This window comes from Terrabacter sp. Root181, assembly GCF_001428505.1.
In the GTDB taxonomy this organism is placed as follows: domain Bacteria; phylum Actinomycetota; class Actinomycetes; order Actinomycetales; family Dermatophilaceae; genus Terrabacter.
In genome coordinates, this window is sequence record NZ_LMHU01000007.1 from 278534 (window position 1) to 296658 (window position 18125).

The 18125-nt window shown below is 70.5% G+C and carries 22 protein-coding genes; 2 read left to right on the top strand and 20 right to left on the bottom strand.

Annotation, left to right across the window (positions count from 1 at the left end; genetic code table 11):
- Window positions 1-115 precede the first annotated feature (115 nt).
- The 8 genes from ASD90_RS15475 to ASD90_RS24545 all read right to left on the bottom strand — a co-directional run bounded on the left by ASD90_RS15475 (window position 116) and on the right by ASD90_RS24545 (window position 6909).
- The gene (locus ASD90_RS15475; protein WP_056758419.1) at window positions 116-730 is read right to left on the bottom strand and encodes a DUF3618 domain-containing protein; all 615 of its coding nucleotides are present in this window, start codon (window positions 728-730) and stop codon (window positions 116-118) included.
- Window positions 727-1317, bottom strand: a complete 591-nt coding sequence (locus tag ASD90_RS24750) for a phage holin family protein (protein WP_082588768.1) — start codon at window positions 1315-1317, stop codon at window positions 727-729. Before ASD90_RS24750 ends, ASD90_RS15475 begins: the two co-directional genes overlap by 4 nt.
- Window positions 1317-2135, bottom strand: a complete 819-nt coding sequence (locus ASD90_RS15485) for a hypothetical protein (RefSeq protein WP_056758422.1) — start codon at window positions 2133-2135, stop codon at window positions 1317-1319. The genes ASD90_RS24750 and ASD90_RS15485 overlap by 1 nt, the downstream gene beginning before the upstream one ends.
- Window positions 2136-2432: 297 nt before the next feature.
- Window positions 2433-3113: a GPR1/FUN34/YaaH family transporter gene (locus ASD90_RS15490; RefSeq protein WP_056758425.1), complete on the bottom strand. Its 681-nt coding sequence runs from the start codon at window positions 3111-3113 to the stop codon at window positions 2433-2435.
- Window positions 3110-3592, bottom strand: coding sequence for a hypothetical protein (locus tag ASD90_RS15495; protein ID WP_056758426.1), 483 nt, complete (start codon window positions 3590-3592; stop codon window positions 3110-3112). The genes ASD90_RS15490 and ASD90_RS15495 overlap by 4 nt, the downstream gene beginning before the upstream one ends.
- A complete protein-coding gene (locus ASD90_RS15500; protein WP_056758429.1) occupies window positions 3589-6003 on the bottom strand; it encodes a molybdopterin oxidoreductase family protein in 2415 nt (804 codons plus the stop codon). The genes ASD90_RS15495 and ASD90_RS15500 overlap by 4 nt, the downstream gene beginning before the upstream one ends.
- 130 nt (window positions 6004-6133) lie before the next feature.
- Window positions 6134-6784: an HAD family hydrolase gene (locus ASD90_RS15505; protein WP_056758432.1), complete on the bottom strand. Its 651-nt coding sequence runs from the start codon at window positions 6782-6784 to the stop codon at window positions 6134-6136.
- Window positions 6781-6909: a hypothetical protein gene (locus ASD90_RS24545; RefSeq protein WP_255358577.1), complete on the bottom strand. Its 129-nt coding sequence runs from the start codon at window positions 6907-6909 to the stop codon at window positions 6781-6783. Before ASD90_RS24545 ends, ASD90_RS15505 begins: the two co-directional genes overlap by 4 nt.
- 284 nt (window positions 6910-7193) lie before the next feature.
- On the opposite strand from ASD90_RS24545, the gene ASD90_RS15510 reads away from it, so the two are divergent.
- Window positions 7194-7937, top strand: coding sequence for a GAF and ANTAR domain-containing protein (locus ASD90_RS15510; RefSeq protein WP_056758434.1), 744 nt, complete (start codon window positions 7194-7196; stop codon window positions 7935-7937).
- 119 nt (window positions 7938-8056) lie between these two features.
- Here the strand turns inward: ASD90_RS15510 and ASD90_RS15515 are convergent, their stop codons facing one another.
- From ASD90_RS15515 to ASD90_RS15530, 4 genes are all read right to left on the bottom strand, one after another.
- Complete coding sequence (locus tag ASD90_RS15515; protein WP_056758437.1) at window positions 8057-8911, bottom strand: NAD(P)H-hydrate dehydratase; 855 nt, start codon at window positions 8909-8911, stop codon at window positions 8057-8059.
- Window position 8912: 1 nt separating this feature from the next.
- Window positions 8913-9695, bottom strand: coding sequence for a histidine phosphatase family protein (locus tag ASD90_RS15520; protein ID WP_235506689.1), 783 nt, complete (start codon window positions 9693-9695; stop codon window positions 8913-8915).
- 309 nt (window positions 9696-10004) lie between these two features.
- Window positions 10005-10388, bottom strand: coding sequence for a hypothetical protein (locus ASD90_RS15525; protein WP_056758440.1), 384 nt, complete (start codon window positions 10386-10388; stop codon window positions 10005-10007).
- The gene (locus ASD90_RS15530) at window positions 10385-10927 is read right to left on the bottom strand and encodes a hypothetical protein (protein WP_056758442.1); all 543 of its coding nucleotides are present in this window, start codon (window positions 10925-10927) and stop codon (window positions 10385-10387) included. Before ASD90_RS15530 ends, ASD90_RS15525 begins: the two co-directional genes overlap by 4 nt.
- Before the next feature lie 216 nt (window positions 10928-11143).
- Between ASD90_RS15530 and ASD90_RS15535 the strand changes: the two genes are divergently transcribed.
- Entirely contained in the window at window positions 11144-12388 is a 1245-nt protein-coding gene (locus ASD90_RS15535; RefSeq protein WP_056758444.1) for a threonine/serine exporter ThrE family protein, read from the top strand.
- 11 nt (window positions 12389-12399) lie between these two features.
- Here ASD90_RS15535 and ASD90_RS15540 read toward each other — a convergent pair whose 3' ends face one another.
- From ASD90_RS15540 to ASD90_RS15575, 8 genes are all read right to left on the bottom strand, one after another.
- Complete coding sequence (locus ASD90_RS15540) at window positions 12400-12774, bottom strand: hypothetical protein (protein ID WP_056758447.1); 375 nt, start codon at window positions 12772-12774, stop codon at window positions 12400-12402.
- Between the two features lie 108 nt (window positions 12775-12882).
- The gene (locus ASD90_RS15545; RefSeq protein ID WP_056758449.1) at window positions 12883-13482 is read right to left on the bottom strand and encodes a hypothetical protein; all 600 of its coding nucleotides are present in this window, start codon (window positions 13480-13482) and stop codon (window positions 12883-12885) included.
- Between the two features lie 95 nt (window positions 13483-13577).
- Window positions 13578-14204 carry a Clp protease N-terminal domain-containing protein gene (locus tag ASD90_RS24635; protein ID WP_056758453.1) on the bottom strand — a complete coding sequence of 209 codons (627 nt, stop codon included), beginning with the start codon at window positions 14202-14204 and terminating at the stop codon, window positions 13578-13580.
- Window positions 14205-14208: 4 nt separating this feature from the next.
- Entirely contained in the window at window positions 14209-14421 is a 213-nt protein-coding gene (locus tag ASD90_RS15555) for a helix-turn-helix domain-containing protein (protein ID WP_056758945.1), read from the bottom strand.
- A 103-nt stretch (window positions 14422-14524) separates the two neighbouring features.
- A complete protein-coding gene (locus ASD90_RS15560; RefSeq protein WP_056758455.1) occupies window positions 14525-14920 on the bottom strand; it encodes a VOC family protein in 396 nt (131 codons plus the stop codon).
- A 173-nt stretch (window positions 14921-15093) separates the two neighbouring features.
- Window positions 15094-15663: a dihydrofolate reductase family protein gene (locus tag ASD90_RS15565; RefSeq protein ID WP_056758458.1), complete on the bottom strand. Its 570-nt coding sequence runs from the start codon at window positions 15661-15663 to the stop codon at window positions 15094-15096.
- A 146-nt stretch (window positions 15664-15809) separates the two neighbouring features.
- Window positions 15810-17375, bottom strand: coding sequence for an alkaline phosphatase family protein (locus ASD90_RS15570; RefSeq protein ID WP_369793613.1), 1566 nt, complete (start codon window positions 17373-17375; stop codon window positions 15810-15812).
- An 84-nt stretch (window positions 17376-17459) separates the two neighbouring features.
- On the bottom strand, window positions 17460-17792 hold the full coding sequence (locus tag ASD90_RS15575) for a hypothetical protein (protein WP_157623201.1): 333 nt from the start codon (window positions 17790-17792) through the stop codon (window positions 17460-17462).
- Between the last annotated feature and the right edge of the window lie 333 nt (window positions 17793-18125).

Sequence of the window (18125 nt, forward strand, 5' to 3'; positions counted from 1 at the left end):
CTGACACGCTGATGGACCCGACCGTGTGGTCGGGTCCATCAGTGCACGTGGCACGAAGTGGGGCCGGCCCACGAGTCTCGGCCGGCCTCTCACGTCGGCTGAGCGTCCGGGACGGTCAGCCCTGTGACTGGTTCCTGACGCTCCCGGCGGAGTCGGACACGCTCTCCCGCACGTCCGTCGCTGCCTGCTGCCCTTCCGCTTTGACGTCCTGGGCTGCTGACTGCGCCGTCTCCTTCACCGACTGGACGGCGTCCTGCGCAGGCTCCTTGAGGTGCTCCGCAGATTCGCTCGCCACGTCCTTGGCCACGGCCTGTGCCTGCTGCACCACAGGCTCGGCCTTGTCCTTGACCGTCTGGGCGAGCTGGCGCTCCTTCTCGGAGGCGGGCAGGAGCGAGCCGAGGAGCCACCCGGCCCCCAGCGCGATGAGGCCGGCCGCCAGGGGGTTGCCCTGCGTCTTGCTCTGGACCGTCTGACTTGCCTGGCTGGCGGCATCCCCGACGCTGTGGGACATGTCTGTGGTCCGGTCTCCCGCCTCGGACGCGGACCCCATGACGCGGTCCCGCACGGCGCTGGCTCGTCCCTTGACCTTCTCGGCCTGCCGGTGCGCGACATGTCCCGGGCTGACGGACTCACCGAGGGCGTTGACGTCGCGGCTCAGCTCCTCACGGGTCCGTTCGATGTCTGCCCGGATCGCGTCCGGGTCGTTGGAGGTCTGGTAGTTGGTGCTCATCGTTCCTCGTTTCCCTTCAGCGCCTCCGGGACCCGCTTGGCGGTCTCCATCGTGCGCGGCAGTCCTTGGATTTCCTTGGTGGTGCGTCGTCCCATCGCCGCAAGGACCGCGGCGATGACGGCCCACACGGCCATGACGATGACGGCGGCCCAGCCACGGCTGTCGAGGGCTCGAGACAGCCACTCCCACACCGCGACCGAGAGGAAGAGCAGCGCCATCCAGCCCGCGAGGGCAGCACCGCCGAACATGCCGGCGGCCTTGCCGGCGCGCGTCGTGGACTCCCGGACCTCGGCCTTGGCCAGCTCCACCTCCTGGCGCAGCAGGGTGCTGAGCCCTTCGCTGATGTCGGCAACCAGCTCCCCGATGGAGGCGTGCTCCGCCTTGTCCTGGGAGCTCTCGTACGAACTGTCGTACGAACTGTCGTGCCGACCCGCGGAACTGGCGTATGCCGTGCCGGCCGGCTGACCTCTCCCGGACGGGTCCGTGGTGGTGACCGCCGGGTCGGCCCCGGCATACGGGCCGGCCGCGGGTGCCCCGGGGGTGGCCGCAGCAGCCCTTCCGGTGGTGCCTTCAGGCCAGCTGCTCATCAGAGCACCCCGCTCCGGCCTTCGGTGAGGTCCCCGTCGATCGGGTCGGACGCCACGCCCCCCGTCATCGGGGTCACGGCGTGCGTGTCACTGTCGCGCACGCCCACCGTGTAGGGCTCGCTCCGCACGGGAGACTCGGACGGTGGCACCGTTGCCGGCGCAGGACCTCCCGTGCCGAGCGGCGTCGTCGCGGGACCGGCACTGCTCGCCGACCGCAGCGACGCCGGGGTGCCGGAGCTGCCACTGCCGTCGCCGGTCAGCCCACGGGTCAGTCGTCCCCCGACGACGCCGAGCACCGCAGCGCCGAGCAGGAAGGCGCCGGGCCGACGCCGCGCGAGGGAGCGCAGCTCCTCGATCATGTCCCCCGGCTGGCGGTTCTCGATCCAGTCGGCGGCGGAGCTCGCGCGGTGAGCCGCCTGTCCCACGACCTCCCCTGCGACACCCGGCTGCGAGGAGCTCGAGGCCATCTGACGCAACTCGTCCGCGAGCGACCGGAGTCCACCCACGGCGCGCTGTCCCTGGGACGATGCCTGGTCGTCGAGCTCACCGCGTACCTGCTCGAAGAGCTGGCGCAGCTGGGTGGTGGCCTCCGACATGACGTCCTTGGCGCCCGAGGCGGCGGTCTCCGCGACGTGCCGGCTGCTGTCTGCCGCATCGGACGCGACGGACTTCGCCTCGGTCCCCACAGTCGTGCCGCCATTGGCGCCCTGCGACGGGGACGTCGAGGCCGAGGTGTAGTAGCTGTCCCCGGTCGAGGACGATCCCGGGCCGACGGTCACGTCGTCGGGCACGGTCGTCTCGTACGGTCGTTCGGTCATGGTCTGTTCCTTCCGTGGTCGCACGTCCGGGCATGCCCCTGTCTCGAGCCGCCCGCCGAGCTGGTGTTGCTAGTCACCGGGTACCCAGCCGGAGAACGTCCAAGCAGGTCCGACACAACTGGGTGTGACGGTGCGAGAACGGGTATGGCATGTGGTTACATGCTGTGACCCCAAGCGTTTTGGCGTCCTCCAGCACCGAGCCACCAGCCACGTGAGCGCATGTCGAAGAGGCCTGCGCGACCCTGCTCTCGTCGCCCCCGCTCCTCGCCCGAGGACGACGATCGTCCGGTGACCGAGCTAGACCTGCTTCCGGACGCCGGCCTCGTGGGCCACGGTGGCGAGCTCCTCACGCGTCGACGCCGTCATCGTGTCGGCGCCGGGTCCACGTCGTCCGACAGGCAGCACGGTCACGTGCTGCACGTCCTCGAGCTCGAAGGCCAGAGCGGCATACGCCGCGAGGAGGCCGAGGGCCACACCGAGCCAACCGGCGCCGGTGAGCCAGACGGGCGAGCCGGTCAGCTGACCGACGCCGGTGACGGCGAAGCGGGCGGCGCTCAGTCCCATGACGGACAGACCCGCCAGCTTGCCCGTCGCAGCCACCGTGGGCACGACCATCGCCACGGCCGAGCACACGAGCAGCACCCCGAGGGCTGGTGACGTCGCACCGGGCGGCGCGCCGAGCATCGTGAAGCCCACGGCCGCCCACGTGCCGGCCAGGACGCCCATGCCCGTCCCCGCCACCGGGTCTCGCGCCAGGAAGCCGAGGACGCTGGCAATGGCCTGGAGCGGCACGGTGAGCACGAGCACGCCGAGCGCGACGACATGGCCCTGCTCGGGTCCGATCACGCCGAGCTGGAGCATCGCGACCGTGGTCGTGGCGACCATGAGCGCGAGGAAGCCGAGCGGGAGCGGGTTGCCGACCGGCCGCACGACGACGCGGGTCTGGATCTCGTCCGGGGCCGCGGTCCGGGTGCTCATACGACCAGAGCCTGCGTCGAGGACTCCTTGATCTTGGCGTTGGCCCACGTGGCCTGCCGCTTCGTCTCCGCCTGGCAGCGCGTCGCCAGCTCGAGGAGCTCGTCGTGGACGATCGCCTGGGCGGCCTGGCCGATCATCTCCCAGTCGGTCAACACGCTCGACGCCCGGAGGTAGACGTCGCGCAGGTCACGGACCATGACCAGCTCACTCTCAGGAGACCTGCCACCGCGCTCCGACATCCAGCGACGTGCCTCCTCGACGAGGGTCGGCGTCCCGTCCGGCGTCGGGTCCAGGTTCTCGCCGAATGATCCTGCGATGGCGGCGATCTCGCGCACGTGGCGCGAGGACCACTCGGCCAGGTGCACACCCATCTGGTGGACCTCGTGGTCAGCCCGGTGCTCATCGGCCACGCGCAACAGCGTGCGCGCCAGCTCGTTCTCGTCATGGTGCAGGTCGCGGAGGACCGTGCCGATCCTCATCGCTCCACTCCTTCTGCCGTTGCCGCGGCCACGGGGGCCGAGGCGGTGTTGTCGGGGGCGGGCGACGGTGTGCCGTCACCATCGGCCACCTTGCGCACGGCGCACGCCGCCGTCTTGAAGATGGGCTGCTTCGACGCGGGGTCCCAGTCGGTCCGGGTCAGCTCGTTGGCCGCTCGCCCGTGGTCACCCGGGCGCCACCCCTCCCCCGTGTCCCAGTAGCCGTAGTGGAACGGGAGGAAGACCACCCCGGGGCGTATGCCGCTGACCCGCACGCGCGCCCGCACCTCCCCTCTCGCCGTGGTGACCTCGGCGAGGTCGCCCTCGGCCAGGCCATACGTCTGGGCATCGGTCACCGACACCTCCACCCAGACGTCGGGCGCCGCCGCCTGCAGCTCGGGCGCCCGGGCGGTCCGGGTGCGGGTGTGGAAGTGATAGACGGTCCGACCCGTGATGAGCTGGAGCGGGTGATCCTCGTCGGGTATCTCGTGTGGAGGCCGGTAGTCGGACGACTTGATGACGGCCCGTCCGAAGGGATTGAGCGCGCGGTACTCCTGCTCCTCGACGGGCGCGCCGGTCTCGAGGTCGCGGCCGAAGGTCTCGCACTCCTCGGGTGACGCCCAGAAGGTGCCTCCGGCATACAGCCGCTCCGTGCCGTCGGGTGACTCGTCGGTGCAGGGCCACTGGATGCCGCTGCCACCACGGAGCTTGTCGTAGCTCAGGCCGCTGTAGTCGCACGGTCGACCACGGCTGCACTCACGCCAGGCGTCGAAGGCCTCTTCCGCGGTCGACCACTTCACGAGCGGCTGACCGTCCTTGTCCTGCAAGCCCATCCGTGTCGCGAAGTCGACGAAGATGTCGAGGTCGGACCGTGCCTCCCCGGGTGGGTCGACCGCCTTCTCGGAGAGGTGCACGGTGCGATCGACGTTGGTGAACGCGCCGGTCTTCTCGCCCCAGGCGGCCGCAGGCAGCACGACGTCGGCGAGCTGCGCCGTCTCGGTGAGGAAGATGTCCTGCACGACGAGGAAGAGCCGCTCCTGCGAGAGGATCGATCGCATCCGCGCCAGCTCGGGCATCGAGACGACGGGGTTGGTGCCCGAGACCCAGAGCATCCGGATGGAGCCGTCCTCGACATAGCGCATGATCTGCATGGCGTGCGTGGGCGGGGTGGCGTGCGGGATCTGCTTCGGCTCGATGTTCCAGACCCGCGCGAGGTCCTCGACGTGGGAGCGGTTGCTCCAGTTGCGGAAGCCGGCCATGTCGCCGTCGGCACCGCACTCACGGGTGTTCTGCGCGCTCGGCTGGCCGTTCATCTGCAGGATCCCGCACCCGGGTCGGCCGATCATGCCGCGCAGCAGGTGGAGGTTGTTGACCTGCACTGCCGCCGCGGTCGCCTGGTGTGACTGGTAGAAGCCCTGCAGCACCGTCGAGAGCAGCGCCTCGGCCTCGCCGATGATCCGGGCTGCGCTGCGGATGTCCGCGGCCGGCACGTCGCAGATGGTGCTGACGACCTCGGGCGTGTAGCGGGCGACCGTCTTCTCGAGGTCGGCGTAGCCGACGGTGTGGGCGGTGACCCAGGCCTCGTCGACGTGTCCGTTCGCGACGATCTCGTGCAGCAGGGCGTTCATGAGCGCGACGTTCGTGCCGGGACGAGGCGCGAGGTGCACGGTCGCGGCCCGGGCCACGGGGGTGGGCCGGGGATCGACGCAGATGACCTCCGGTGGGTCGTCGCCGGCCAGCCGGTCGAGGATCCTCATCCACAGCACCGTCTGGGTCTCGGCGACGTTGTGGCCGAACAGGGCGATGACGTCGGCGTGGTCGACGTCCGTGTAGGAGCCGGGTTGCCCGTCGCTGCCGAACGACTCCTTGAGCGCCTCGGCCGCCGTGGCGGTGCAGAGGCGCGTGTTGCCGTCCACGTGGTTGGTCCGGATACCGCCGTGGGCGACGAGCGCCAGCGTGTAGTACTCCTCGAGGAAGAGCTGACCCGTCGTGTAGAAACCGACGGCACTGGGGCCCTGCTCCTCGAGCAGCGCTTGCGTCCGGCCCACCACGACGTCCATCGCCTCGTCCCACGAGCACTCGACGAGCCGGCCGTCGCGGCGCACCAGTGGACGCGTCAGCCGGTCGGGTGACTGGATCGCCTGCCAGCCGAAGAGGTCCTTGGGACCCAGCCGTCCCCGGTTGACGCGGTCGTCCGGGCGTCCCCTGACGCCCACCATCCGACCGTCGCGGACGGCGACGTCGAAGGCGTCCCCGTTCGAGTGCAGGGTCGATGCCGTCTGCACCCACCGGTCGACCTCACCGGGGCTCAGGTCGGCGGCGAGGTGTGCATCGACCCTCACGGGCCAGTCACCACCGCGTGGGTACGGTGTGCGATCCCCCCAGACATCGGCGATGCGGTCTTCGGTCGGCACAGGTGTCTCCTCGTCGGCAGGGCCGTCGGCGAGCGGCGCGGGTCAGGGCCAGAGGCCCTTCGGCCGTTGCTTACCCCGCGGGCCCTGGCTCAGTCGGAGCGGCCGACGTGCCGCGCCGACCGTCGCACGGTCAGGAGGACAGGCGTTCCACGAGACCAGCCCAGAGGGCCGCGGCCAGGGCGGCCGGCCCCTCGAAGACCTCGGTCGCGCCGGCGTCCCGCAGCTCGGCCTCGCTGAAGCCCCCGGTCAGCACTCCCACCGACGGCATGCCCGCGGCCTGAGCCGCACGGGCGTCCCATGTGGCATCACCCACCATGACGCCGGCAGACCCACCGACGCGACTCAAGGCGACCTCGAGCAGGTCGGCGGCAGGCTTGCTCTCGTCGGCGTCGTCGGCCGTCGTCCACGCATCCGCGAGAGACTCACCGTCGAAGAGGCGCAGGAAGGTCTCGACGCGCTGGGGCTGCCCGGAGCTCGCCAGCACGAGGTGGTGTCCGCGCAGCTTGACCTCCTCGAGCAGCGTCCGAGCTCCGTCGAACGGCCTGACCTCCTCGATGAGCCGGTCGAACTCGCGAGTCCACTGGTCGCGCAGCGCCTCCCCGAGACGCTGCTCGGCGGCGTCCCCCGCCACGTGGGCGACGAGCTTGTCGCCTCCCATGCCGATCGCACGGTGGATCCGCCAGAGCGGCACGGTCAGGTCGTACTGCGCGAACGCTCGCGCCCACGCCACAGCGTGGTGGTAGTTGCTGTCGACCAGAGTGCCGTCCACGTCGAGGATCACGGTGTCAGCCCAGGGACCGTCTGGCGGGCCTCCGCGGTCAGGCGCTGGAGGTCCTGGCGTAGGTCGACGTCGCCATAGCGCTCCAGCTCCATCAGCGCCTCGTCTGTCTCGGGTATCGGTTCCACCGTCTCTCCATCGGCGCGTCTCGGGTACGGGTCGCCTGGGTCAGGCGCGCCCAGCGGCAGGTAGCCCCTACCTCGACACGTGTGCCCCCGGGGCCGGGTTTCGAAACAGCACGGGCCGAGTCGCAATGGCGGTCGCAGGATGGATCGAGGCCCGGTGGGTACGTGCACGTGGAGTCGGCACCAGCCGCTCGTGACCGACGCGACGGTGATTCGAACCGGAGTTGCCGCCCCTGACCCGTCTCGGCGCGCAGAGCGTGACCGCAGACTGACGGGAGCCTACCCGGATGAACGACACGACGACCACGAACCCGAACGTGCCCGGCTACCTCCGGGGGGTGGCCGAGGACTTCGACCGCCTCGGCCGTCAGCTTGCCCGGGCAAGCGCGAAGAACGCGTTCGCGGCGGTGACGCGCATCGCCGTCGAGCGGGTGCCCAGCGCGAGATCCGCCAGCATCACGACGTTGAGCCACAACCGGTTCGCCACGGCGGCCTCCTCCGACGACGTGGCCCGCGAGGCGGACGCGATCCAGTACGAGCTGGGTTCGGGCCCATGCGTCGACGCCATCGTCGAGCACACGATCTACCAGCCCAAGGACCTCGCCACAGACGAGCGGTGGCCGGAGTACGGCAGGCGCGTGGCGGACGAGCTCGGCCTGCGGAGCATGTTGTCCTTCCGGATGAACCTCGAGGAGACGACCCTCATCGCAGGGCTCAACTTCTACGCCGACGAGCCGAACGCGTTCGACGAGCAGGATCTCGCCGAGGGCCTGCTGCTCACCACCCATGCCGCGCAGTCCGTCATGGTTGCCCATCTGCGCGAGCGCGTCGACAACCTCGAGCGGGCGCTGACCTCCAACCGCGACATCGGGACGGCCGTGGGCGTGCTCGTCGCGCAGCACAAGCTGACCCGCGACCAGGCGTTCGACCTGCTGCGCATCGCGAGCCAGAACACCAACCGGAAGCTGCACGACGTCGCTCTCGACGTCATCGACACCGGCGCCCTCGACGTCACCCCCCACGGACGGTAGGAGGACGTCCCTGCGGGCCATCCGGCATACGACAGCCCTTCTCCTGGACCACGTCAGGGTCAACCGGTCGGGCGCACGGCCTCGGTGGAGCTCAAGTCCCGCTCGACGCGGTCGATCTCTCACGGAATGGCACGCGGCACGTCGCGGGCCAGGAAGCCGGGGCGGTCCTCGCGCAGCCGCGCGCCCGCATGGGCGTGCAGCCACGACGTCCACACGGCGGCCTGCGCCGGCGACGCACCCTTGGCCATGAGGCCGGCAGCACATCCGGCCTTCACGTCACCCGAACCGGCCGTCGCCAGGTCCGAGGGGCCCGAGTCGCACGACCACGCCTCACCCTCGGGCGAGACGATGTAGGAGACCTCTCCCCCGCTCAGGACGACCGCGCCGGTCCGGTCGGCGACCGTGCCCGTCGCGCGGAGCTGCGCGCGCGTGACCTCCTCCTCAGACCGCTCGAGGAGGGCGGCCACCTCGGTGACATTGGGGGTGAGCAGCACCCGCCCGTCCAGATGTCGCACTCCGTCACGGTGACCCGTCAGGTAGGCGGTGCCCAGAGCGTCCAGCACGAGGCCTGCGTCAAGATGCGGAACGATTTGCGCTGCAAAGAGGCTCGCATCGCGGGGCTTGCCCAGACCGGGCCCGAGGACGACGACGTCGGCGCCCGCTGCCAGCTCGAGCACGCGGTCGGCACCGGCCACTGCCAGCTCACCGTCGTGCAGGACGGGAAGACCCTCGACGAAGGCCTCGGGCAGCGCGACGGCCAGGGCCGCGGCGGTGTCGGCGGCCGTGGCCACCTGCACCTTGCCGGCGCCCACCCGTAGTGCAGCCTCCGCGACGAGCAGGACCGCGCCCGGTGTCTGGCGTGCCCCGCCGACGACCAGGACGGTGCCGTGGTCGGACTTGTCCCCATCCGGATCGGGCAGAGGCCACCCACGCAGCAGCTCACGGTCCACGCGTACGGGACGCTCGACGGCCACGTCACCCCCTCCTCTCGTGCACCTCGAGGGCGGGCGGCTCCTCGGCAGCCTCCTCGTGCGTCTCCTCGACGGCGGCCCCCTCGAGGTGGCGGGTGTCGGCGAAGGACTCGAGCTCGAGCTGTCCGTCCGAGCCTCGCCGGTAGCGCGTCACGGAGCAGTTGCCGAGAGGTTGGGTCCGGTCCACGTCGAGGAGCGTCGTCTCGTCGAGCCCTTCCAGGGCGAGGCGAAAGCTCATGATGACCGCCTGGTGGGTGAAGATCCAGACCCGACGACCTGCGTGGGCCTGAGCCAGGTCGAGCAGGACATGACGCACTCGCAGGGCGACGTCGGTCCAGCTCTCACCACCCGGCGGCCGGTAGTAGAACTTGCCGAGCCGCGTCCTCCTGTCGGCCTCCTCGGGGTAGCTCTCGCGGATCCCCACCCCGGTGAGGCCGTCGAAGACCCCGAGGTCACGCTCGCGCAGACGCTCGTCCCACACCGGCGCCATGCCGACGGCCTCGGCGACGATGCGCGCCGTGCTCGCCGCCCTCAGGTACGGCGAGCTCATCACGACGTCCGGTCGCGGCCTCTCCGCCTTCGCGACGTGCCGAGCCAGTACCGTGGCCTGTCGCTCACCGCGCTCGGACAGGGGCGTGTCCGGGTCCCGGGTGCCGAGCTCCAGGCGGCCGGCACCGGCACGCCGCGCCTGCGCGTCGGCGAGGTTGCCCACGCTCTCGCCGTGACGCACCAGGACGAGCGACTCGACCTGGGCGGACGTCGTCCGAGCGCTGACGTCCGTCAGCACCGGGACCGGCTTCCCGCGCGGCGGGGTGTCGCCCGGCAGGTGCTGTGTCGCTCAGGTCTCTGCATGCCCGACAGGTACCCGCGGTCGCCGGCGCAAAACACCCGCCTCGGCCGCAACCGCCTTGTTGAACGTTGGACAGATCGCTTCCGTGGCGGCGACCCGGTGGGAGTTTCGGAGGTGCGGTGCCGGCCTTGAAGACACAGGGCCGGCGCCGCCGCGGTCGTGTCGGCCCGGGACGCGTTCGTCGCGGCCATCGAGAGGACGGCCACAGACGGACGGCGACAGACGGACGGCGACAGACGGACGGCGTCAGTGCCGTAGTGCCGCGGCGAGCGCCTCCGGGTCGGCGACCGTCACCGTCGCGGCCGGGTGACGAAGCAGGCCCGTGGGCTCGATCGCACGGACCTTCTCGACGAACGAGATGCACAGCCCCCGCCGCGAGTTCGTCGCGAACGTGACGCCACGGTCGGCGAGCGACAGGTGGGCCGGACCCGCCGTCCGCACGAGGGAGTACCCCGTCGTGACCTGCGTGCCCGCGACGTTGGCGAGGGGCGTCCTGAGTCGCCAGGGGCCGAACCGGACGAGCAGCTCGTCGTCGGTGACGACGACCCGCGCCGTGGCCGGTCTGATCCCGAAGACCATGCCCGGTAGGCGGTAGCGGCCTTCGAAGGCGAAGTCGAACTCGCGCGTCACGCCCGTTCCCCCGGGCGGGACGGGTTGTCGAGCAGGCCGGGGACGCCGCGCTGCTGCTCACCCAGGTAGGCGTCGAGCACGAGGAGACCGGCGGTGGTCACGGGTGTGGCCCATCGCAGCCAGGCCATCCGCTGCCCGAGGGTTCGCGCCGCTTGCCGTGACGCCGCATCCGACTCCGCGCGCTCGAGCGCATCGCTGAGCTCCGCGTCGGAGCGGTACGCCTCGGCGCTCACCGCGAGCGCGGCACCCGTCAGTGCCGTCTTGAGGACGACGGCGACCGCGGTCGGGCGGTGCGCGACGACGCGACGCCTGTTGTCGACGACGACGGCGACCCCGCTCAGCAGGTGAAGGCCGATGGCCAGCCCCTGGGCCGGACCCCACCGCCGCCGTGCTGCTTCGGCCATCGCGAGCCCCCCACGTGCCTCGTCGTCCTCCCGCGAGACCTCGTCGAGCGCCACCGCGCTGGCCAGTGAGCCGCCGAACCACGCCGCGTTGGTGAGCACGTGCGTCGAGCGGACAAGAGTGCTGTATGCCGTCATGCGGAGTCCTTGGTCCGGTGCCGCCGTGCCGGCGACGCGTTGCGGGGTGGGACTCTGCCGTACCCGCTTCGCGCCGCGGGAGACCCGAGCGGTGCGGCAATTCGCGACGTGCTCGCCATGCGCGTCTCCAGCCGGGACGTCTCGCTGCCTCGGTGGGTGGACCTTTGACATGATGGCGAGCGTGAGTGGACCGTGGCAGCGACGCGTTGAGCTGTGATGCTGCCACCGGGTGATGCCGATGGGGACCAGACAACCGAGACCCGTGCCCTCCTGGCAGAGCTCGGCACGGCCATGATCGCGACCGGGCAGCCGGTCCAGGAGATCGAGGAGGAGCTGGCGGAGGTCGGCTCCCGGCTGGGTTTCCCGGACGTCCAGACCGCAGTCGGCCCCACAGGACTGCTCGTCACCCTGAAGGCGGGAGACCCCGCCACGTATCGTTCGGCTCCCGCTGGCCTGCGCCTCCACCAGTCCGCGAGCGTCCGCCTCATCCGCCATCAGCTGGTCCACGGCGGCCTGGCGACCGGCGCCGCCCGGGAGCAGCTCGCGGCGGTCGCTCGGCGTCCAGTCGGACAGCCGTTGTGGCTGGTCGCGCTGGCGTGGCCCGTGCTGGCCGTCGGCATCTCGCTGATCCTGCAACCGGGTTGGGCCAACATCGTTGCGGCCGCGGCGGGGTCGGTCCTCGTCTTTGCGCTCGTCCAGCTGGCCGAGCGGTACGAGGTCGTCAGGGCGCTGCTCCCCACCCTTGCCGCGTTCGTGGTGTCGCTGGCCATCTTCGGCGCCGCTGACGCCGGACTGCTCGAGGGTCCGTTGCGCACGGTCCTGCCCCCGCTGGCGGTCCTTCTCCCCGGAGCGCTCGTCGTCAACGGCTTGTCGGAGCTCGCCGCCGGGCACATGCAGGCGGGCTCGGCCCGGCTGACCTACGGGCTGGCCCAGCTCGGGTTGTTCGCGCTGGGACTGCTCATGGCCACCGCCCTGCTGCGCGTGCCCGCCTCCACCCTGGTCAACCTCCGGGTGGACGAGATCGGCTGGGCCGGCGCTGCCGTGGGTCTGGTGCTCATCGGATCGAGCATCTGCCTGATGGAGGGCGTTCCCCTCCGCATGCAGGGGTGGGTCCTGCTGGTGCTCAGTCTCGCCTTCGGCGCCCAGCTCGTCGGGCAGGAGGTGGGCTCGATCGGGCTCGGTGGCTTCCTGGGGGCCATCGCGGCCAGCCTCGGAGCGAGCGTGGTCGAGCTGCGACGCCCACAGCTGCCCCGCCTCGTGCTCTTCCTCCCGGCATTCTGGCTGCTCGTGCCCGGGAGCCTGGGCCTGGTCGGTGTGACCGAGCTCGCGGCGGGTCGCGAGTCGGCCACCGACGTCGCCCTCGGGCTGCTGGGCGTTGCCATCGCGATCTCGCTCGGCCTGCTGGTGGGCTCCTCCGTGGGCCGGGCCCTGCGTGGGCGTCGCGCCGCGCCCGCCGCATAGACGTCAGTCCGTCAGTCCGTCAGGGGCGTCAGGGGCGTCAGCGTCACCATCGGTGAGGCGCTCACCCAGTCGTCGATGGAGTACGCCTGCGCCGCGTACCACGGCTGAATCCGCCACGCCTGCTCGACGACATGTCGCCGCGTGGCCGGATCCGTCACCTCGTCCGCCACGACCTGCAGGTCGCTCACCGGCTCACCCAGATGCAGCACCGCCTCTCGGTGGCCGCGCAGGTTGGCCAGCCAGTGCCTCGAGCCGGGAGTGCCGGTCAGGACGATCTGCGCGTCGACGACGACGTACCAGATCTCGATCCTGCTGACCCTGCCGCTACGGCGCCCGAGCGTGCTGATCTCGCACGTACCTGTCGGGGGCAGCTCCGCCACATCCATTCTCGAAGGCTAGGGACCATCCCGGCATCCGTGGCTCGCAACGCGTCCACTCGGCGCGTCCCGTCTGCTCTGGAGTCGGCGTCCGTCCCTTCGCGCCGGGCTGCGGCGTCAGGTCCGCGCCTGCCGATCCGCCAGGACCAGACCCGCGGCCCACCCCGGCGCCCGGCCTCCGGCCGGCGGCCCGATCGCCTGCATGTCGTGGCCGGTCCGCGCCAGCGCCCAGGCCACTGCCGAGTTGGAGTTCCACATCTCGCCCGCAGACAGCTCGTCCCTGCCCCAGGTCAGCACGGGCAGCGCTCGGAGCACCTCGACCACGGCTGCGACCCTTTGCGGGTCGTCCGTGGTGCGCAGCGGGCTGCCGACGGCTTCGGCGATATCTGGAATGAAACCCCCTGGCCAGACACGCATCTCATAGCGAAACGCGCGGAAGCGGCCGAGCCACCGCGAGCCGACAGGCCCCTCGGCGAGGACGCCACGATCGGTGTCCTCGACGTTCCACACCGGACCCATCTCGACGGCATAGGCGACGCCCTCGAGACTGATCATCAGGGCGCAGTGGTAGAGGTCCGCCGCAGCGCGGTGGTGTCGCCGCGCCGAGCCCTCTTCATAGAGGCGGCCGCACCATCGCACGACGTGGCCTCCCGCCCCGAGCGGAAGCCAGAACAGATCGACCGAGGCACCGGCAGGTTCATCGAGCACGCCTTCCACTCTCGCCCGATCCCGAGCGGGCGGTAAGGGGCGAAGGTCACGTCCGAGCGACGCGGTGACCAAGCGTACGAATCCCACCGATGACGGTCAGCCGATCAGGCGGTGCGGCGGCCGTGATCCACGAGGTCGGCACGCAGGGCCCGAGGGTCGGCGCCGATCGCCCGGATCAGCATGGTGACCGCCTCGTCGTCGACGCGCAGCACGCCGAGGGCGATGTGTTCGGTGCGGATCTCGCGCGCTCCGGCGCGGATTGCCTCGCGCAGTGCCAGCTCGAGCACCTTCTTCGAGCCGCGCCCGAATGGGATGTGACCGCCCCACCCGAAGCGTCCACGAGCGGTGTCCAGGTCGTCGTCGCCCTCATCCGACGCAGCTCGGCCGGCGGGGGGCGTGGGCCCTGCGGCCGGCTCGTCGAGTGCCCCGTGGCCGAACTGGCGCTCGACGGCCTCACGGATGGAGTCGAGGTCGATGCCGAGGGTCCGGAGCGCCGCAGCATCGTCCTCGCCCAGCGGGGCGGGCGGAGCGGACGGCACGACGCCGAGGCACTCCGCGACGGCATCCGTCGTGATGCCGTGGGCGGAGAGGACGTCATGGACGCCGCTGCCCTCTTCGGTCAGGGCGAGGAGGAGGTGGACCGGGCGTACCTCGTCGGCTCCGAGCTCGCGACAGAGGTCCTGGGTCGAGACCACGACGGCGCGAGCATCACGGGCAAAGCGTTCGAACACGGGTCTACCTCCGGGCGTGCTTGCGGTGGACGGTCTGCTTCGTGACGCCAAGCGCGTCGGCGATCTCCTGCCACGACCAGCCCTTGCCCCGGGCGTTGCGCACCTGCAGGGCCTCGAGCTGGTCAAGGAGACGACCCAGCGCGGCCACCGCCCGCAGCCCGACCGTCGGGTCGGTGCTGTCGAGGTCGCCCGCGAGGTCGGCGGCGGTTCTGGTCATGCCTGTCAGCATATGCTGACAGGCGGCCGCCGTCAACACATGCTGACGAGCGCAGGAGAGCACCCGTGTCGGTCCAGCCCCACCCCCGGACCGCGCTTGCCCCTCAGTCCTCCGGGAAGCCGGAGTCGATGCAGAGGATGTTGCCCTCGCTGTCCTTGAACCAGGCCGCCTTGCCCATTCCGCCCATGTCCGCGATGCCGTCGTCCCACTCGACCCCCGGCAGGTCGTACGTCTCGAGTGCGACACCCTTGGCCTGCAGTGCACGAGCCTCGGCCACGACGTCGTCGACGTGGAACTGGGCGATGGTGTGACCGGCCTGGCCGGCATACTCGGTCTGGTAGACGCTGAACATCGTCCCGCCGTCGGTGCGGTAGACGAGCATTCCGGCGTCACCGATCTCGGCGGCCGGCTTGAGGCCGAGGGTGTCGGCGTAGAACGACTTGGCCCGCGCGAGATCGGCGGCGGGGATGTTGGCGGTGACGGACGCACTGGTGAGCATGGGGACCTCCTGATGAGCTGACGAACGTGATTCTGCGGTGGAGTCGGGGCGGTGACGGTGACACCGCGCGCCCTCATTCCGCCCTACACCTCCGCCGGCGATGCCGCAGCCGAACCATGAAGATTCCCGTTCGCAGCACAGTGGGCATGGCCGCGGGTGTCGACCACCGAGGCTCAGGACGTGCCAGGTGGACCGTCCAGCACCGTGGGCACGTACTCGACGAGCTGGATCTGGCCGTCGAACGTGCGGCAGTCGACCATGTCGAGAGCGACGTCGGGGTAGCCGTCGTAGATGCGCTCCCTGCCCGTCGCGCCGGTGATGACGGGGAACATCACGACCCGGAACCGGTCGACGAGGCCGGCTTCGAGCAGCGAGCGGCACAGGGAGACGCTCCCGATCGTGCGCATCGACCTGTCGCCCTCGTCCTTCAGCTGCCGTACGGCCTCGACGGCATCGCCGGCGAACAGCGTCGAGTTCTCCCACTCGAGGGGCTCGGTCAGCGTGTTCGAGAAGACGAACTTCGACATGCCTCCCAGCACGTCGGTCCCCGGCTCGCCCTCCTTCGTGAAGGAGTGCATGAGGCGATAGGTGTTCGCTCCCATCAGGACCACGTAGTCCGCCTCGGGGCTCTCACCCAGCCAGGCGAGGTACTCCGGCCCCTGCAAGCCCCACCAGCCGGGCCACCCCTCGGCAGCCGCGTACCCGTCGAGCGACGTGATGAAGTCGACCACAAGCTCAGCCATCTGGACTCCCCTCCCTGCTCACTGACCAGTCTGCCTCGGGTGCCTGTCGTCCGACCAGCGTCATGACACCGCCGCCCGACCGATGGAGGGGCGCTGTCGCAGATCCTCACCGAGTCAGCAGCGCTTCTCCCCGATCCTGGGCCTCCTCAACACTCGTCGCCGTTCGTCAGTCGCTGGGTGCCTTCGAGCCGAACCGCATCGAGCAGGCTCTCCTTGAGCCCGAGGGCGCGCAGGACGGTCGGCGCCACCTGTCGCAACGAGACGGGACAGCTGAGCGTGCGGCCTCCCTTGCGCCCGGGCTCGACGACCACCAGCGGGACGTGGGTGTCCTCGGCGCTGCCGCTCCCGTGGTCGACGAGCTTCGAGCTCACTGCTGCGTAGACGACACCGGGCACCGGCTGTACGACGATGTCGGGTATGCGGCCTGGGTTCCCGCCGAGCTGGCCGGCGAAGAGCGAGGCGACCGCGGCGCCGCTGGTGATCGTGCCCGCTCCCACGGTGCCTGCGTTCGCCTCGAGCACTGCCGCGGCGTCGGCTGCCCGGCCGCGATCCTTGAGCCAGATGAGTGCCATCGTGTCCGCCGTCACCTGTGCGGTCAGCCCGGGCTCCACGCTGTTGACCAGCGCGGCGAAGGCTGATGGGTCTACCCAGCGCAGGGTCGAGCGGTCGACCGGGCTGTTGGCGTGCTTCGCGGTCAGGATGATCATCGTCTCGTCCGTCAGGCCGTTGGCCTCGAGCCGGCTCAGCATGCGACCGATCGCGCCGTCCACGTAGTCGAGCGCCTGCGCCAGGCCAGGTGCGGTGCCGGCGAGCGTGCCGAGGGTGGCGATGCTCTGGGGGGTCGTGCCGGCCCCATCGACGTAGCCGGAGAACTTCTGCCCGATGTTCGGCGCCTGGAAGTTCATGCCGTAGATCGCCGGCACACCGACGACGGCCGAGCCGTCGTGGCTGAGGCCGTCCATCTCGTTCAGCACGGCGTCGACCTTGAACTCGTCGTTGGCGATGATCTTGGTGATGTCGGCCTTGGCCGCGTTGAACTCGGGGCCGTAGAAGTCATCGACACCTGTCCCTGAGGGGCCGGACAAGATCTCGTAGCTCGGGTGCTTGTCGGCGACCGCCGTGCGCAGCCCCGCCGCGTGCGCCACCTCGTAGATGGTGTTCACCTTGAGGAACTGGTGGGGGTAGACGACGCTGCACCCGTTGTCCGGGTCACGCGGCAGCTTGGCCGGGTTGATGTCGGCCACGCTGTCGCCGGCATTGGCGTTGACGTTGATGGTCTGGTTGAAGGGAACGAGCGCCCCGCGTGTGCTGCAGTCCGAGCCGGCGGGCGACAGGTCGTTGTCCCATGACACGTCGTAGTAGACGCCGGTGGAGCTCGGGGAGCCACCCGTCGTCATGGCGAGTGTGCCTGGGAACGAGTCCGACGGCGCCTGGGCTGACGCGTTCGAGTAGCGACGTCCCCGCTCCACCACCGCAGCCAGCGCTGAGCTCGGATGCGCGGCCACGTAGTTCGTCAGATCGGCGTCGTGGAATCCATCGAGGCTGAGGAGGAGAACATGGTCCACCTTCGGGTTGATGTCCGCCGAGGCAGAACCCACAGGTGCAAACGTCAAGGCCCCTGCAAGCGGCGCCAACACCACCGCAAAGACCCGCCACCGAAGATCTCGCACGGCTCCCCCTTTCGGGGTCGAGTACCACCCCAACCTGACCACTTTAGCGACGAAGAGCCCGAATTGAGCCCGAATCGGCCCAGACTCCCGGGCCCGTCAGGTCACCTGTCTGGAGCGTGGCCCGCGTCAGGCCGACCTGATCGCGCCCTCGTAGTAGTCGCAATGACGTCGAAAGCCGGCGTTCGCCAACGTCGGAGGCAGGTCGGTATCTCCGGGCTCGACGTTCACCACGACGGCCGCGCAGCCGAGGTCGTGGGCCTGACCGGTCGCGACAGGCACGGCCTGCTGAGGGTTGGCGACTTCAGGCAGAAAGAGGATGGGCCCCGGCGGCGCGTACACGGGTGGTGCTGGAACCGTGATCGCCTGGGCCCCGGGCAGCGTGACCTCGACGCAGGCGTCGCCACCGCCCGAGCCTGGCAGCTCCTTCAACCACCACGAGGCCGTGATTGTCAGTCCCACCTGCAGGGCGAAGGCTCCTCGGGCTTGCTCGTAGGCCGGACACACGAACCGCACGTGGTCGCCCTGACAGTCGCGGCTGAGAGCGATCCAGAGGTCGCGGCCGTCACGCGTCCAGCTCTCCTGGTCGACGAAGGAGTCGTCGACCAGCCATCCGTCCGCTCGAGGGAAGCAACAAGCACTGAGTCGTCAGTTCGATAAGCCATGGCGCTGCTGTCCCTGAGGAGCTGGTCAAGGAAAGCGCGGTGCCGGCTCACGCGTCAGGTGCAGATCGCCAGAACACAGGCGCGTGCTGGACCAGTGGCTCTCGGCGGCGGTTCAGGGCAGCGGCGATCC